This window comes from Leisingera sp. ABM4_103, from assembly GCF_056158685.1.
This window is the reverse complement of record NZ_JBSWTU010000005.1, coordinates 140,053-154,018: the sequence shown is the minus strand read 5'-3', so window position 1 is coordinate 154,018 and position 13,966 is coordinate 140,053. Positions and strand designations below refer to the sequence as shown.

The 13,966-nt window shown below is 63.3% G+C and carries 13 protein-coding genes; 8 read left to right on the top strand and 5 right to left on the bottom strand.

The annotated features are described in order from the left end of the window. Positions 1 to 33: 33 nt before the first annotated feature. The 3 genes from ACXAED_RS02390 to ACXAED_RS02380 all read right to left on the bottom strand — a co-directional run bounded on the left by ACXAED_RS02390 (position 34) and on the right by ACXAED_RS02380 (position 3,768). Positions 34 to 1,923, bottom strand: a complete 1,890-nt coding sequence (locus tag ACXAED_RS02390; RefSeq protein WP_475046599.1) for a monovalent cation:proton antiporter-2 (CPA2) family protein — start codon at positions 1,921 to 1,923, stop codon at positions 34 to 36. A gap of 102 nt (positions 1,924 to 2,025) precedes the next feature. Next, on the bottom strand, positions 2,026 to 3,246 hold the full coding sequence (locus ACXAED_RS02385; RefSeq protein ID WP_475046597.1) for a PAS domain-containing protein: 1,221 nt from the start codon (positions 3,244 to 3,246) through the stop codon (positions 2,026 to 2,028). Positions 3,247 to 3,312: 66 nt separating this feature from the next. Beyond that, positions 3,313 to 3,768, bottom strand: a complete 456-nt coding sequence (locus tag ACXAED_RS02380) for an Lrp/AsnC family transcriptional regulator (protein ID WP_475046596.1) — start codon at positions 3,766 to 3,768, stop codon at positions 3,313 to 3,315. Between the two features lie 151 nt (positions 3,769 to 3,919). Between ACXAED_RS02380 and hppD the strand changes: the two genes are divergently transcribed. Continuing rightward, on the top strand, positions 3,920 to 5,020 hold the full coding sequence (hppD, locus tag ACXAED_RS02375; RefSeq protein WP_475046594.1) for a 4-hydroxyphenylpyruvate dioxygenase: 1,101 nt from the start codon (positions 3,920 to 3,922) through the stop codon (positions 5,018 to 5,020). Positions 5,021 to 5,198: 178 nt separating this feature from the next. Here hppD and ACXAED_RS02370 read toward each other — a convergent pair whose 3' ends face one another. Then, positions 5,199 to 7,772, bottom strand: coding sequence for a hypothetical protein (locus ACXAED_RS02370; protein WP_475046593.1), 2,574 nt, complete (start codon positions 7,770 to 7,772; stop codon positions 5,199 to 5,201). A 177-nt stretch (positions 7,773 to 7,949) separates the two neighbouring features. Here ACXAED_RS02370 and ACXAED_RS02365 point away from each other — a divergent pair, with 177 nt between their 5' ends. Further along, the gene (locus ACXAED_RS02365; protein WP_475046591.1) at positions 7,950 to 8,681 is read left to right on the top strand and encodes an SIMPL domain-containing protein; all 732 of its coding nucleotides are present in this window, start codon (positions 7,950 to 7,952) and stop codon (positions 8,679 to 8,681) included. 52 nt (positions 8,682 to 8,733) lie between these two features. Here the strand turns inward: ACXAED_RS02365 and ACXAED_RS02360 are convergent, their stop codons facing one another. Beyond that, the gene (locus ACXAED_RS02360; RefSeq protein WP_475046589.1) at positions 8,734 to 10,026 is read right to left on the bottom strand and encodes an O-acetylhomoserine aminocarboxypropyltransferase/cysteine synthase family protein; all 1,293 of its coding nucleotides are present in this window, start codon (positions 10,024 to 10,026) and stop codon (positions 8,734 to 8,736) included. A 538-nt stretch (positions 10,027 to 10,564) separates the two neighbouring features. Here ACXAED_RS02360 and ACXAED_RS02355 point away from each other — a divergent pair. The 6 genes from ACXAED_RS02355 to ACXAED_RS02330 all read left to right on the top strand — a co-directional run bounded on the left by ACXAED_RS02355 (position 10,565) and on the right by ACXAED_RS02330 (position 13,955). Then, positions 10,565 to 11,749: a tyrosine-type recombinase/integrase gene (locus ACXAED_RS02355; protein ID WP_475046587.1), complete on the top strand. Its 1,185-nt coding sequence runs from the start codon at positions 10,565 to 10,567 to the stop codon at positions 11,747 to 11,749. After that, entirely contained in the window at positions 11,749 to 12,630 is an 882-nt protein-coding gene (locus ACXAED_RS02350; protein WP_475046585.1) for a hypothetical protein, read from the top strand. The genes ACXAED_RS02355 and ACXAED_RS02350 overlap by 1 nt, the downstream gene beginning before the upstream one ends. A gap of 103 nt (positions 12,631 to 12,733) precedes the next feature. After that, positions 12,734 to 12,913 carry a helix-turn-helix transcriptional regulator gene (locus ACXAED_RS02345; RefSeq protein WP_475046584.1) on the top strand — a complete coding sequence of 60 codons (180 nt, stop codon included), beginning with the start codon at positions 12,734 to 12,736 and terminating at the stop codon, positions 12,911 to 12,913. A gap of 110 nt (positions 12,914 to 13,023) precedes the next feature. Beyond that, a complete protein-coding gene (locus tag ACXAED_RS02340; protein ID WP_475046583.1) occupies positions 13,024 to 13,308 on the top strand; it encodes a hypothetical protein in 285 nt (94 codons plus the stop codon). A 123-nt stretch (positions 13,309 to 13,431) separates the two neighbouring features. Beyond that, on the top strand, positions 13,432 to 13,596 hold the full coding sequence (locus ACXAED_RS02335; protein WP_475046581.1) for a hypothetical protein: 165 nt from the start codon (positions 13,432 to 13,434) through the stop codon (positions 13,594 to 13,596). Further along, complete coding sequence (locus ACXAED_RS02330) at positions 13,593 to 13,955, top strand: helix-turn-helix domain-containing protein (protein ID WP_475046580.1); 363 nt, start codon at positions 13,593 to 13,595, stop codon at positions 13,953 to 13,955. The genes ACXAED_RS02335 and ACXAED_RS02330 overlap by 4 nt, the downstream gene beginning before the upstream one ends. Positions 13,956 to 13,966 lie beyond the last annotated feature (11 nt).

The window sequence follows — 13,966 nt, the reverse complement described above, 5'->3', positions numbered from 1 at the left end:
CATCAAAAAGCCCCGGCCTGTGCCGGGGCTTTTTCATTCTGCGGCTTCCGAGGATTTCTTGCGCTTGCGCTCCGCCATCTCGAAAATCGCGCTTTCCAGTGCCTTTTCCAGCTCGCGCGCGCGTTCAATATAGGCGGGGTTCTGGCTGGCCGGGGTGCCGGGGATCCAATGCTCAGCCAGATCGCGCAGGTTCTGACGGTCGTGGGCATAGAAGGTCTGCGCTGCCTGCGCCGCCTCGTATTCGCTGAGGCCGACGTTCTCCAGCACATAGCGGCCCGCCCGCACCGAGCTGTCGAACAGTTCGCGCACGATGTCGTCGGCACCGGCCTGATACAGCTCATAGACGTGGTTGCGGTCCTTGGCGCGGGCAATGATGTGCAGGTCCGGATAGGCGCGGCGCACATAGGCCACCATCTTGACCACCCCTTCGGGATCGTCCAGCGCCACCACAAAAACCTTGGCCTTGGCGATGCCGGCCGCCTTCAGCAGCTCCGGCCGGGTCGGATCGCCCAGGAAGCTCTTGACCCCGAAACGGCGCATCAGCTGCACCGCTTCCATATCGTGGTCCAGCACCACGGTCTTGAAGCCGCTGGCCTGCACCAGCCGGTTAACGATCTGCCCGAAGCGGCCGATGCCCGCGATGATGACCGGGCCTTCCTCGTCAATCTCGTCCGGCTCGTGCTCCTGGCGGGCGTCCCCCATGCGCTTGGACAGGAAGTCATAGAGGATGAACAGCAGCGGCGTGATCAGCATCGACAGCGCAATCACCAAGAGCAGCTTTTCCGACAGCGCCGCCGGAATGACGTTGAGCTGGCGCGAAAAGGCGAGCAGGACAAAGCCGAATTCCCCGGCCTGCGCCAGGCTGAGGGTAAACAGCCACAGCCCGCGGCGGCGAAGGCCAAAGGCGCGGCCGACCGCAAACAGCACTATGCCCTTGGCCAGGATCACCAGCGCGGCCAGGCCGATCAGGTCGCCGGGATCCGCCAGGAACTGGCGGTAGTCGATGCCCGCGCCGACGGTGATGAAGAACAGCCCCAGCAGCAAGCCTTTGAAGGGGTTGAGGTCGCTTTCCAGCTCATGCCGGAATTCGGAGTTGGCCAGAACCACCCCCGCCAAAAACGCGCCAAGCGCCGGCGACAAGCCGACCAGCGTCATCAGGAAGGAAATCCCGACCACGATCATCAGCGCCAAGGCGGTATACATCTCGCGCAGGTTGGAGGCGTGGATAAAGCGGAACAGCGGCCGGGTCAGGTAGATGCCCGCCAGGATGATGAAGGCGATGGCTGCCAGGGTGACAAGTGTTACCGCCCAGCCCGGCAGCCCTTCCACCAGCGACAGGGAACCGTGGCCCGCGCCGTGGTCATCGCCTTCGAGGCGGATGGAGCCATCGCTGGAAAACTGCGGAATGGCGTATGAGCCAAGCAGCGGCAGGAAGGCCAGGATCGGGATCACCGCAATGTCCTGGGTCAGCAGCACCGAAAAGGCCGAACGGCCGCCGCCGGTCCGCATCAGCCCCTTTTCCGAAAGGGTCTGCAAAACGATCGCGGTGGAGGAGAGCGACAAAGCGAGGCCGATGGCCAGGCTGACGTGCCAGGGCTGGCCCATCGCCATTGCCGCGCCCATCAGCGCGAGCGTGGACAGGGACACCTGCATGCCGCCAAGCCCCAGCAGCTTGTGCCGCATCGCCCATAGCGCGCGCGGCTCCAGCTCCAGCCCGATCAGGAACAGCATCATGACCACGCCGAACTCGGCAAAATGGCGCAGATCCTCGGTTTCGGTGCCGGTCAGGCCGAGCACCGGGCCGATGGCGATGCCCGCCGCCAGGTAGCCGAGCACAGAGCCGAGGCCGAGACGGGCGGCCAGCGGCACCGCGATGACGGCGGCTGCCAGATAAACGGTTGCCTGATAAAAAAACTCTTCCATACAGAAGGTATCGCAAGTGCGCCGGTGCCTTGGCAATGGCTTTGGCAGCTGTGGCGCGCTGATAAGGCAATTCAGCGCCTGCCGGGGGCAGGCGCTGCGGAATTATTGTTCGAGGAGACGGATTTCTTCACTAAGCTTGCCGATCCGGTCCAGCCGCCGCGAGATCCGCTCCTGGAAACCGCCGAGCTGGTCGATGATATCGGCCAGGGTTTCGCCGGAATCGGTCAGCCTGGCGCTTTCGATCTTGAGCAGCACTCTGGTCGAGCTGAGGCCAAGGAAGTGCCGGTGCATGATCTGGCAGGCGCTGGTGATGCGATCGGCTTCCTGATGGACCTCCTTCATCCCGTCTTGCGCGCGCTTGACCTGCTCCTGAACCAGATCGCCGAGGATATTGCGCTCCAACTCCATGTCGAGTTCGCCCAGTTCGCGGCGCTCCCTTTGCAGCTGATGGTCGCACTCGATCAGGATTCGCGCCATGCCCTCGACAAACAGGCTGTCATTCACTGAGGATTTTATCTTGGCGAAGTTGCTGTTCTTGCCCATCACATGCGCGGCGAACCAATCCGACATCTCACGCGACATGGATCCGTAGTTCTGCGACAGCACGGTGACCGGGCCGCCCGAAGGCTCAATCCGGGAGGCCAGCACCCGCAGGTTATGCGGGATCGTGTGCATGGCGTCGAAATCGGCGATCAGCCCCTCGGTCTCTTCCACCAGGGTTTCGGCATTGCGCAGCATGCCGGTCAGCTCCTGGATGCGGGCATGCGGCTGGTTGCCCAGGCCGGTGTCGCGCGCGATCAGCTCCTGGCTCAGCGCGTGGGCGGCAAACTGGTGGTAGTTCTCGTAGCCGTGGCTTTCCAGCCAGTCGAGCAGGTGCCGGGCGCTTTCCTCTGGCTTTACACCATGCTCTTTTTCGCGCTTGAGCATCTGCGCATACAGGCCGCGCACCTCCTCGAACAGCTTGCTGCTGGGCTTGATGCGCGCGGACAGATAGCCGTCCTGGCACGGCACCACCACGGCGAAGACCCAGTAATACAACCCGTCCTTGGCTTTGTTTTTGACATAGGCGCCCATGAACTCGCCGCGCTGGATGGTGTCCCAGAACAGCGAAAACACGCCCTTTGGCATGTCAGGGTGGCGGATCACCTTGTGCGGAGCGCCAATCAGTTCCTCCCAAGGGTAGCCGCCCACCCGCCGGAACACATAGTTACCCGCCTGGATAACACCGCGGCTGTCAGTCCTCGAAAAGAACACTTCATTGAGGCCAAAGGGAGCCTCGCCGCTGCTTGGCCGCGTTTCAACACGCCGGTCGACAAAGGACACGTCAGTTTCCACTTCAGATTGAGATATTTGTTGCAGCCTGATTACATAGAAATTCTTGTTTGTTGGTTAAGTCGGCAGCGGCGCATCGCGTTTTAATTGTGCCATTACGATCTGGCTCTGGACCCGTGACACCCCGGGATGCGGCAGCAGAATCTCGTGGATCAGCGTGTTCAGCGCCTGCAAGTCGGCACAGTAGACACGCAGCAGGTAATCGGCCTCTCCGGTCATCGTCCAGGCTGAGGTGATCTGCGGCTGGCTGGCCACCAGCCGGGCGAACCCCTTGGACTGTTCAGGGCCGTGGCTGCCCAGATGCACCTGCACAAATCCCTGAACGGCCAGCCCCAGCTTGGCCGGATTGAGCCGCGCCGAATAGCCCTCGATATACCCTTCCGCCTCCAGCCGCTGGCGCCGCCGCCCGGCCTGGCTGGGCGACAGGTTGAGCAGGTCTCCCAGTTGCTGCGCCGTCAGATGCGCGTCTTTCTGCAACGCTGCGAGGAGTTTCGTATCCGTTGGGTCCAGCATGCGCAAAATCTCCGCGTTTTCGGCACTTTCCGTGAAAATGCCGCGCATATCAACCTGCGCGCGCGAAACTATGCGGAAAACCTGTATCCGAAAAGCGGTATTCTTAGGGCAAGATTTGATCCTGCCCCACACCAGATGAAGGAGACGCGCAATGGGCCCGTTCCCGCATAACGCCCCGAAATCCGAGATCACGCCGGAGAACCCCGCTGGCACCGATGGCTTTGAATTTGTTGAATTTGCCAGCCCCGAGCCGCAGGAACTGCGCGACCTGTTCACTCAGATGGGCTATGAGCTGGTCGGCCGCCACAAGCAGAAGCCCGGCGTCGAGCTGTGGCAGCAGGGCGACATCACCTACATCCTGAACGCCGAGGCCGGCAGCTTTGCCGAAAAGTTCGTGGCAGAGCACGGCCCCTGCGCCCCGTCGATGGGCTGGCGCGTGGCCGACGCGCAGAAGGCGTTCGAACATGCCGTCGCCAAGGGCGCCGAAGCCTACGACGGCGATGACAAGACCATGGATGTGCCCGCGATCAAGGGCATCGGCGGTTCGCTGATCTACTTCATCGACCAGTATTACGACACCTCGCCCTACAACGAGGAATTCGAGTGGCTGAAGCAGTCCAAGCCGCGCGGCGTCGGCTTCTACTACCTCGATCACCTGACCCACAATGTCTACAAGGGCAACATGGACAAGTGGTTCAAGTTCTACGGCGAGCTGTTCAACTTCAAGGAGATCCGTTTCTTTGACATTGAAGGCAAGTACACCGGCTTGCTGAGCCGTGCGCTGACCTCGCCCTGCGGCCGTATCCGGATCCCGATCAACGAGGACCGCGGCGAGACCGGGCAGATCGTCTCCTACCTGAAGAAGTACAAGGGTGAGGGCATCCAGCACATCGCCGTCGGCACCGAGAACATCTATGACTCGACCGATGAGATCTCGGAGCGCGGCATCAAGTTCATGCCGGCGCCCCCGGAGACCTATTACGACCTGAGCCACGACCGGGTGCAGCGCCATGAAGAGCCGCTGGACCGGATGAAGAAGCACGGCATCCTGATCGACGGCGAAGGCGTGGTCGATGGCGGCGAAACCAAGATCCTGCTGCAGATCTTCTCCAAGACCGTGATCGGGCCGATCTTCTTTGAATTCATCCAGCGCAAGGGCGACGACGGCTTTGGCGAAGGCAACTTCAAGGCGCTGTTTGAATCGATCGAGCGCGAGCAGATCGAAAACGGCGAGATTCAGGCCGCGGAATAACCGCGAGCAGGCTATTGCCCCAGGCCGGGTCCGCATCGCGGGCCCGGCCTTTTCTGTGCCTGCACCCTTCCTGTCCCGGCCCGCGCAAAAGAGGAGCCGCCGCCTGCGTTGCAGCGGCGGCAGCTGTCTGCTGGCCAGGGGAGAGGGCAGGAAAGGGAAATCTCTTTGGAGCGGGCGCTTAGCCGTTCGGCATCTTCAGAGTGCGGTTGCGGCCGCCTTTCTGATACTGCAACTGGTTTTCGCCGATGGCGATCACCCGGCCGCCGTCGATGCGGTCGCCGACCTGCACCTTCTTGTAGCGGCCCGAAGGCAGCCGGACCAGCGCGCGGCGGTCGGACGCGGTGCCGTAGACGCCGATGAGGTTCAGCTTGCGCAGGTTGATAGCGTTGCTGACGGTGGCCCGGCGGGCGACCGAAGCCGTGGTCGGGATGCGCGGCGCGACGGCGGCGGCGGCTGCCGGCACTGCGGCGGCGGTCTTCACCTGGTTCTGGGCGTTGCGGCGGGCGCGGTCGACCAGATTTGCGAAATTCGCGGGCCGCTCGCGGGGAACTGCCGAGGCGGCGATTGCCAAGGCTGTTGCGGGCAGCTGCTCTTCCTCCGCCGGCTTCAGGCTGGCCGGCCGCTGACGCGGGCGCAGCGAGGCGAGCTCAGCGCGGCTGAGACCGCCCAGCTGGGCGCGCTCGGTCTGTTCCTGCAGATCCGCGGGCCGGGCCTTTGGCCGCTTGCGCGACAGCACTTGATTCCGGGCCACTTCCTCGGCCAGGGCCTCAGCGGCCGGGTCGTTGCGTTCGGGTGCCGGCGGCGGCACCTTCTTGGGGCGGCCCAGGTAGACCGTAATCCCATCGGGGTTCAGCGTGCCGCCAGGCGTCGCTTTGACCAGGCCGCGCTCATCGAGGTCGAAATCTGCGCCTGCCGCGGCGGGCGAGGCGACGGCGCCCGGTTCCTCATCCAGGGCAAAGGTCTCCGGCTGCGGCAGCGCCACAGCGTCCGGCGCGCTGCCGGTGCGGTCGATAGAGGCGGTATACAGCTCATCGAGGCGCGGCGCAGCGGGGAACGTCCCCAGATCCGGCGCCACTGGCCAGATCCCGGTTGCAGCGTACCGCGCGGCCAGGGCCAGTTCGTCCAGCGGCTCATCCTGGACGGCCTCCGCGGCCGCGTCCGTGTCCACAAGGGCGGTGTCCGTGCCATCCTCAGGCAGCTCCGCACCGTCTGCGGCGGCTTCGTCCTCGGCGGTGGGGTCCGGCCCAGTGTCCGCCAGCGCTGCGTCGCCGGCAGCCTCCTCCGCTGCCGCCCCGGTTTCCTGAATGCCGGGATCGGGCTGATCAGCCAGCACGCTGACCTGCGGAGCGATGGGGGAGCTGTCCTGGTCTGCTTCGGGCTGAGGCACCAGGGCGGGCGGTTCGGTTTGGCCATCTGTCTCCTCCGCCTGGCTGCCGCCGGAAGCGGGGGAGAGGCTGCGGCCGCCGTCTGCTGCGTCAGACAGGATGCCGCCGCCGCCAAACACGGCCCAGACCGCGACAGTGGCCATGAACAGCAGCAGGATGGCGGTCAGGATCAGGCCAAGAAAGCGAGGCTTGCCTTTGGTGGCGGGCTTGTCCGCGGAGGGTTTGGGCGGTGCGGGTTTGGACGGTGCGGCAGGGGCCGGGGCAAACTCGCGCAGCGCCGCGGGCGCGGGCGGAATTTTCGGGCCGGGCGCGGCGGTGTCAGCCTGGTCTGCGCCCTTGGCCGCAACTGCGGCTCCCAGCGGTTTCGCCGCTTCCGGCACGGGGCCCGGCTGCCGTGCGGCCGCAAGCGGTGCTGTGTTTTCTTGGGGCTGCGGCGCCGGGACCGCAGCCGGGATTGGCGGAGCAGCAGAGTTTGCGGCTGCGGCAGCTTTGTTGCGGGTGGTCGAGAACCCGCTGGCGTTCTGCACCTGCGCGTCAGCCGCGGACGCGGCAGGCGGCGGGGCAGGCGGGAGGCTGGCCGGCGTCTCAGCCTTTGTAGCTTTCACCGGAGGGGTTTCCGGCGTATCCTCCTGCGCCGGGTCCGCTTCCGGTTTCTGCGCAGTTTCTTCGGAGGGCAGGGCGGCGTCTCCACCGCTCGCCGGCTCAGAGTTGTCTGCCTGCGGTGCGGGCCGCTTCTGATCGCCGGCAGGGTCCTGGACGGGTGCCGGGTCGTCAGCCGCTGCCGCGGAGCTGCCGTCGTCGCTGCCGTCCTCGGTCACCGGGTCCGGCAGTTTGGCCGGGCCGGCAACCTTTACCGCTTCGGCGTCGGGTTCCACCTCGGTGCCGCGGATCGCGCGTGTGGTGCCAAAGAAGGGCTCGCCCTGAAAACCGCTGTCTTCGGGTGCCGCGACAAAGCTCACCGGGCCAAAACCATGCTCCACCGCAAAGGTTTCCGCCTCATCCAGCGTTTCCAGCGCCACGGCGGCAACATGGGTCAGGCTGCCGTCAGCGCTGATGTCAAACGCCAGCTCGTCCACCGGATAAGGCGTCGCCCCTTCCAGCGCAGCCCTGGCGGCTGCAATCCGCTCCTCCGCGGACTGCTCACCTGTCTCAACCGTCAGATACCGGATCTGGTCATTGGGCAGGATCAGCTTGCTGAACACGTCCTCCGGCGCCAGCCGCAGCGCGTCAGCACGCATCTTAGCCAGTGCGGCGGGCAGATCCTCGGCGTCAAACGGAGTGCTGCCCACGTGCCGCCAGCCGTCTTCGGCGCGATAGAGAAGCGCAATACCATCAGCGGAAAGCGAAAGAGCAAAAGCCGGTTTCATGCCTTGGGTCAAACCATCCAAATCCATACTGCCCGGGGCCGCCCGACGCGCCCGGTGTTTTGCCGCGGACCTTAAAGCAGGAGATTGCCGAGTTAAAGGAAAAGACTTCTGCCGGGGCTTGCGGGCGGCAGTTTGCCGTCCCCATCTAAGGGGTATTCGAAAAAGGAGCTTTTGAGAATGAAAGCAAGGAAACTTCTGGCCGCCGCCCTGATGCTGTCGATGAGCGCAGGCGCTGCTGCCGCAAGCGAGGCCGCGGCGCCGCGGCAGATCACGGTCAATGGCGAAAGCACGCTGCAGGTGGCGCCGGAACTGGCGACCATCACCCTGGGCGTGACGGAGGAGGCCGAAGAAGCCGCAGCTGCGATGGCGGCCGTGTCTGAGGCGATGGGCGGGGTGATCGCACGGCTCAAGGAAAGCGGCATCGCCGGCGCGGACATGCAGACCCGGCAGATCGCGATGCATCCGGTCTGGTCGCAGGACCGGTCCTACGACAGCGGCGGCCGGCGCGAGATCACTGGCTTCCAGGCCTCGAACACGCTGATGGTGCGGGTGCGGGATCTGGACCGTTTGGGACCGGTGCTGGACACGGTTCTGACCGCCGGCGCCAACCAGTTCCAGGGCCTGACCTTTGGCGTGGAGGACCCTGCCGCGGTCACCGACCGGATCCGCGGCGAAGCGGTCAAGGATGCGATGCGCAAGGCGCAGCAGCTGGCGGAGGCGGCCGGCATGGAGCTGGGCCCGGTGCGCACAATCACCGAGCACGGCAGCGGCGGCGGGCCCCGGCCGATGATGGCGATGGACATGGCCCGCAGCGAGTCGATGCCGGTCGAAGCCGGGGAGCTGACGTTCACGCACAACGTCTCGGTGGTGTTCGACATGGCGGTGCCGGGCGGCGAGGGCAGCGAATAACAAGAAAGGCCGGGCAGGGCGCCCGGCCTTTCTCATTCGGATAAGCCGTGCCTCAGCCGCAGGCTTTGGCCAGCGCCTGGTCCAGGTCGCGGATCAGGTCGTCCGCATCCTCGATGCCGATGGACACGCGCACCACATTCGGGCTGGCGCCCGCGGCTTCCTGCTGCTCCGGCGTCAGCTGCCGGTGGGTGGTGGAGGCCGAGTGGATGATCAGCGAGCGGGTGTCGCCGAGGTTGGCGACGTGGCTGAAGATCTCCAGCGAATCCACCAGCTTGATGCAGGCCTCGTAGCCGCCCTTGACCGCAAAGGTGAACAGCCCGCCGGTGCCCTTGGGGTAGTGCTGCTGGGCACGCTCGTAATAGGGGGAAGACGGCAGGCCCGCATAGGTCACATAGTCGATCCGGTCATCGTTCTCGAGCCATTCGGCCACCTTGCGGGCGTTCTCGCAATGGCGCTGCATCCGCAGGGACAGGGTCTCGACACCCATCAGCGTGTAATGCGCCGCCTGCGGGTTCATCGTCATCCCCAGATCGCGCAGGCCGATGGCGATCCCGTGGAAGGTATAGGCCAGGGGGCCGAATGTTTCATGGAACTTGAGGCCGTGATAGGCGGGTTCCGGCTCCGACAGGGAGGGGAACTTGTCGTTGCCCGACCAGTCGAACTTGCCGCTGTCGATCACGCAGCCGCCGGTCACAGTGCCGTTGCCGGTCAGGTACTTGGTTGTCGAGTGCACAACCAGCGTCGCGCCCTGCTCGATCGGGCGGCACAGATAGGGGGTGGCAGAGGTATTGTCGACGATCAGCGGGATGCCGGCGCCATCGGTAATGTCCGCCAGCGCGCGGATGTCGGTCACGTAACCGCCCGGGTTGGCGATCGACTCGCAGAACACCGCGCGGGTGTTTTCGTCGATTGCATCCTTCACTGCGTCCAGATCGTCGGTGTCGACAAATTTCGCCGACCAGCCGAAGCGCTTGATGGTCTGGCTGAACTGGGTGACGGTGCCGCCATACAGCCGGGTCGAGGCGACCACATTGCAGCCCGGTCCCATCAGCGGGAACAGCGCCATGATCTGCGCCGCATGGCCGGACGAGCAGCAGACCGCGCCGACGCCGCCCTCCAGCGTCGCCAGCCGCTCTTGCAGCACTGCAACGGTGGGGTTGGTCAGGCGGGAATAGATAAATCCGACTTCCTGCAGGTTGAACAGGGCCGCCGCGTGCTCGGCATCGCGGAAGACATAAGCGGTGCTCTGATAGATCGGCGTCTGCCGCGCGCCGGTCGCCGGATCCGGCTTGGCGCCGGCATGGATTTGCAAGGTGTCAAAGCCATAAGACGGGGCATCGGTCATGAGTGGGTCTCCCTGAAAACTCTTTCGCGCGCACAACAGCATGGCTGGATGCAGAAGGCAATCGCGCCAATGCCGCAGCGCAAGCAGGCCGCGCGGAGGTTCGTTCCGCTGGCGGCATGCGGCAGCACCGGCAAGGGAAGCAAGCGGGCAAATCACCCGCGCCCCACCGACTGCAGCACGCAGAACGGCCAGAGGATATTGTTTTCCAGTTTCCCGCGTATCAGCTGCCGGAACCAAAAGCGCCGGAACTGCAAAGGCAGCGGTAGGCGAAACGGTCTCCGGCAGGATCCACGGCTCCTTGCAAGTGCAAAAAGCTGGAGAGAAACCACTATGTTAGCTGAATAAGTGGTGCCCCCACACGGCATCTAACAGTCATTCTGAGCAATTCCCGGACATTCCCGCACCGCAGCCGATGCACGTTTTTTCAATAGCTTAACGATTTTCCATCATTCCCGCTTGTTCCGCCCAGTTCCCCCACCTACAACATATAGAGATGGGGCCAAAAGTGGGGCCAGGAATCGGGAGCAGTTCAGCCCCAATGAGGGAAACGAACAAACTCAGTGCCGCAAGGGTCAAGGCTGCCGCCACCGGGAAGCATGGCGATGGCGGAAATCTGTGGCTTCACAAGCGCAGTCCGGAGCGCGGCAAGTGGCTGCTGTTTGTCACCGTGCATGGCCGCCGCCGGGAAATGGGGCTTGGCCCTTATCCTGAAGTATCGCTGAAAGAAGCCCGCGAGGAAGCCGCGAAATGGCGCGCCGTGGCCCGGCAAGGGCTGGACCCGATCAAGGAACGCCAGCGGGAGCGCAGGCAAGCAGAGCGCAACATGCATCTGCTGCGGGACATTGCCCATGATGCCTTTGAAGCGCGCAAGGCGGAATTGAAAGGCGACGGCAAGGCGGGCCGCTGGTTCTCTCCCCTGGAAATCCACGTCCTGCCGCGCCTGGGCGCTGTCCCTGTGGCAGATATTGACCAGATCGACATTCGCGACACGCTGGCCCCCATCTGGCACGACAAGGCCGAAACCGCCCGCAAGGCGATGAACCGGCTGGGTATCTGCCTGAAACACGCTGCCGCGCTGGGCTTGGATGTGGACTTGCAAGCGGTAGAGAAAGCGCGCGCCCTGCTGGGCAAACAGCGCCACAAGGCACAGCATATTCCGGCGCTGCCCTGGGCCGATGTGCCGGCCTTCTATGCCAGCCTGGACGAAGGCACCGTAACCCACCTTGCCCTGCGCCTGCTTATCTTGACTGCGGTGCGGTCTGGCCCGCTGCGGCACCTGCACATTGACCAGATTGACGGCGATGTTTGGACCATCCCGGCGGAGACCGTGAAGGGCCGCAAGGATGCCACATCGGATTTCCGCGTGCCCCTCAGCCCGGAGGCGCTGGCGGTCATTGAGGCCGCAAAAGAGCACCAGCGCGAGGGGTTTCTTTTCCCCAGCGTGCGCAAAGGCGTCATCAGCGATGCGACGATGGCGCGGCTGATGGAGCGCAGAGAGATGGAGGCCCGACCGCACGGGTTCCGGTCCAGCTTCCGCGATTGGGTGGCAGAGACCACCAACACGCCCTTTGAGGTTTCGGAAACCGCGCTGGGCCACACTGTCGGCGGCAGCGTTGAACGTGCCTACCGCCGCACGGACCACTTGGAACAGCGCCGCGTTCTCATGGCGCGCTGGGCGGATTTCGTGACCAAGAAACAGGCAGAGATTGTGAGGATTGGATAGTGTTTACGCCTGAAGGCTATTGGTCTTGGACAGAGGTCGTTGAAACAGTAAGCGGTTGGACGCGGGATCTAATTATAGCAACAAGGTATCCTTCGTCAGCTGACCAAATAGTTGGGTTTAACACTTATCAAGTAGAGCGATTTTTACAGCAACGCCTCCTTGAAGACGGGTACGCTGAAAATTCCGAGGAACTTGGATTCGCACTAGGTGTTTCCGAACTTTGGGTTATGGCGAATTTTCTTGATACATTTGACGCAGTGTTGTGTTCCCCCAACGGCAAGACGATGCGTTGTCCGCCTCCGATTGCGGCCCATGGAGACGCCTTCGATTGGTGGCGTTTCCCCACTTCATTCGAAAAATTCGGCACGAGTAAATCTTGTAGCTACCTCGACTACTTTCGTAATGGAAATTTCCGACTTTCTGACGCACAAGCGCGGTTTTGCGCAATCGACTTCTTGACCGGTCTGATAAAGCTCAAACCAAACTCTGTCCGGCTATTTTCGACAAGTTCTTACGGGCATGGACCTAGCGACGAAGAAATAAAGAAATTCATTGACGAACAAGTTCGCCCTTTTATTGGATGGTCAGTTTGCTGGAACCCCCAAAACATACCAAGCTCTCTAGGTGAAATCTTTCAGGCGCTCGGATTTTCGGACATTGATTGGAAACAGTTCGAGCACAAAGCCTCCAATGGCACCGGCAGCAAGCAGCCTAGCAACAATGTTCTTGAATGCGTGCTGTCTGCATTTCCGCAAGGAAAGGGGACAGCGACCTGGGGGACTGTTGAGCGCGAGGTGGGTTACTCGCGACGTAGCATAGTTCGCGTCCTGAAAAGTAACGGACATTGGATTGAGTGGAACAATGGGGGTGGGCAAAGCTAGGGCAGAAAGCACGCCCACCCTATGCCCACTTGCCCAGCTATTCGCTCACGGCCTGTTCTTCCATCATTCCTGCATCGACCACCAGATGCAGGAGAATGCCGCAATGGCAGAAAAGCATTACCGCCGCCCCGAAGTAGAAGCACTCACCGGTCTGAGCCGCACCACGATTTACGCGATGATGGGCCGGGGAGAGTTTCCCCGCCCAGTACGCCTTACTCGCAAGGCCGTGGCCTGGCCGGAAAGCGCAATCACTGAATGGCTGAATAGCCGCGAGGCAGCATAACGAAACCCGCCCCCGAAGGCATCGGGGCGCGGGCTGTATGTGACTTGAAATTAAGGCTTGGCGGCCCGGTCAGCATACGCCCTTTGCCCCGCCAGCGCAAAGGAAACTGAATGAGCAGAAACCGTTTCTACAGCAGCCCTACCCAAACCTTTTGGGTCTGCAAGAACCTCGTGGCAGGGCGCACCCTGACCCATAAAACCGAAATCCGCGAAGTGAATGGCTGGCGGCTCGCCGCCGTTATTCACAAGCTGCGCAGCGAGTATGCATGGCCCATCGAAGACCAGTACCGCGGCAAGGACAACATCAAGCACTACTGGCTGCGCCCCGGCACAGACCCGAAAAAATTGCGTTACCCGCCCAGCGCAGTGCACCTTCTTGATGGGGACGCGGCATGAAGGGCGCTCGCATCAATCGCCCCGCCCCGCGCGAAACGCAGATCCGGCACCTGCAAACCCGCTTCGGCCTGAGCCGCGCACGCGCTGCCCTCTACGCTGAACTTCATTTCGGAGAGGGAGCCCATGCCAAAGGCTAAACTCACCCCCTGCGGCGGCCTGTGGAGCGTCTGGGTGCAGCAGCAGGCATCCGACGCCCAGCACGCGTGGCTGCACCTGGGAACCTGCAAGAGCCTGCGGATTGCAGGCCGGGTGGCAGAGGCCCTGGCACGGCAGGAGACGACCCTATGAGCCGCAAACCCTACAAGAGGCACAAGCGCGGCACCGGGCGTCATGTGCAGCTCCCTGAATGGCTTCAGGCTTCCCCCGCGTGGGGGAGCCTCAAACCCGGGCCCCGCGCGCTCTACATCGAACTGAAGCGGCGCTACAACGGCAGCAACAACGGCTCAATCATTCTCAGCCACCGGGACGCGGCCAAAGCGCTGAACGCGCACCGCAACACCGTTGGCGGCTGGTTCGACGCACTCGCGGAAAGCGGATTCATCCACGCCACGCGCGGTCATTGCCTTGGTCCATCCGGTATCGGAGAGGCTGCGCATTGGGCGCTTGTGAATCGGCGTGCAAAATTGACCCACTTGGGTGGGTTATGAGCGAGTAAAAT

Bases quoted from the DNA above. Each gene is read 5' to 3' on its own strand.
- ACXAED_RS02390 (WP_475046599.1), bottom strand. From the start codon at position 1,923: ATGGAAGAGTTTTTTTATCAGGCAACCGTTTATCTGGCAGCCGCCGTC.
- ACXAED_RS02380 (WP_475046596.1), bottom strand. From the start codon at position 3,768: ATGCTGGACCCAACGGATACGAAACTCCTCGCAGCGTTGCAGAAAGAC.
- hppD (WP_475046594.1), top strand. From the start codon at position 3,920: ATGGGCCCGTTCCCGCATAACGCCCCGAAATCCGAGATCACGCCGGAG.
- ACXAED_RS02370 (WP_475046593.1), bottom strand. From the start codon at position 7,772: ATGAAACCGGCTTTTGCTCTTTCGCTTTCCGCTGATGGTATTGCGCTT.
- ACXAED_RS02365 (WP_475046591.1), top strand. From the start codon at position 7,950: ATGAAAGCAAGGAAACTTCTGGCCGCCGCCCTGATGCTGTCGATGAGC.
- ACXAED_RS02360 (WP_475046589.1), bottom strand. From the start codon at position 10,026: ATGACCGATGCCCCGTCTTATGGCTTTGACACCTTGCAAATCCATGCC.
- ACXAED_RS02355 (WP_475046587.1), top strand. From the start codon at position 10,565: ATGAGGGAAACGAACAAACTCAGTGCCGCAAGGGTCAAGGCTGCCGCC.
- ACXAED_RS02345 (WP_475046584.1), top strand. From the start codon at position 12,734: ATGGCAGAAAAGCATTACCGCCGCCCCGAAGTAGAAGCACTCACCGGT.
- ACXAED_RS02340 (WP_475046583.1), top strand. From the start codon at position 13,024: ATGAGCAGAAACCGTTTCTACAGCAGCCCTACCCAAACCTTTTGGGTC.
- ACXAED_RS02335 (WP_475046581.1), top strand. From the start codon at position 13,432: ATGCCAAAGGCTAAACTCACCCCCTGCGGCGGCCTGTGGAGCGTCTGG.
- ACXAED_RS02330 (WP_475046580.1), top strand. From the start codon at position 13,593: ATGAGCCGCAAACCCTACAAGAGGCACAAGCGCGGCACCGGGCGTCAT.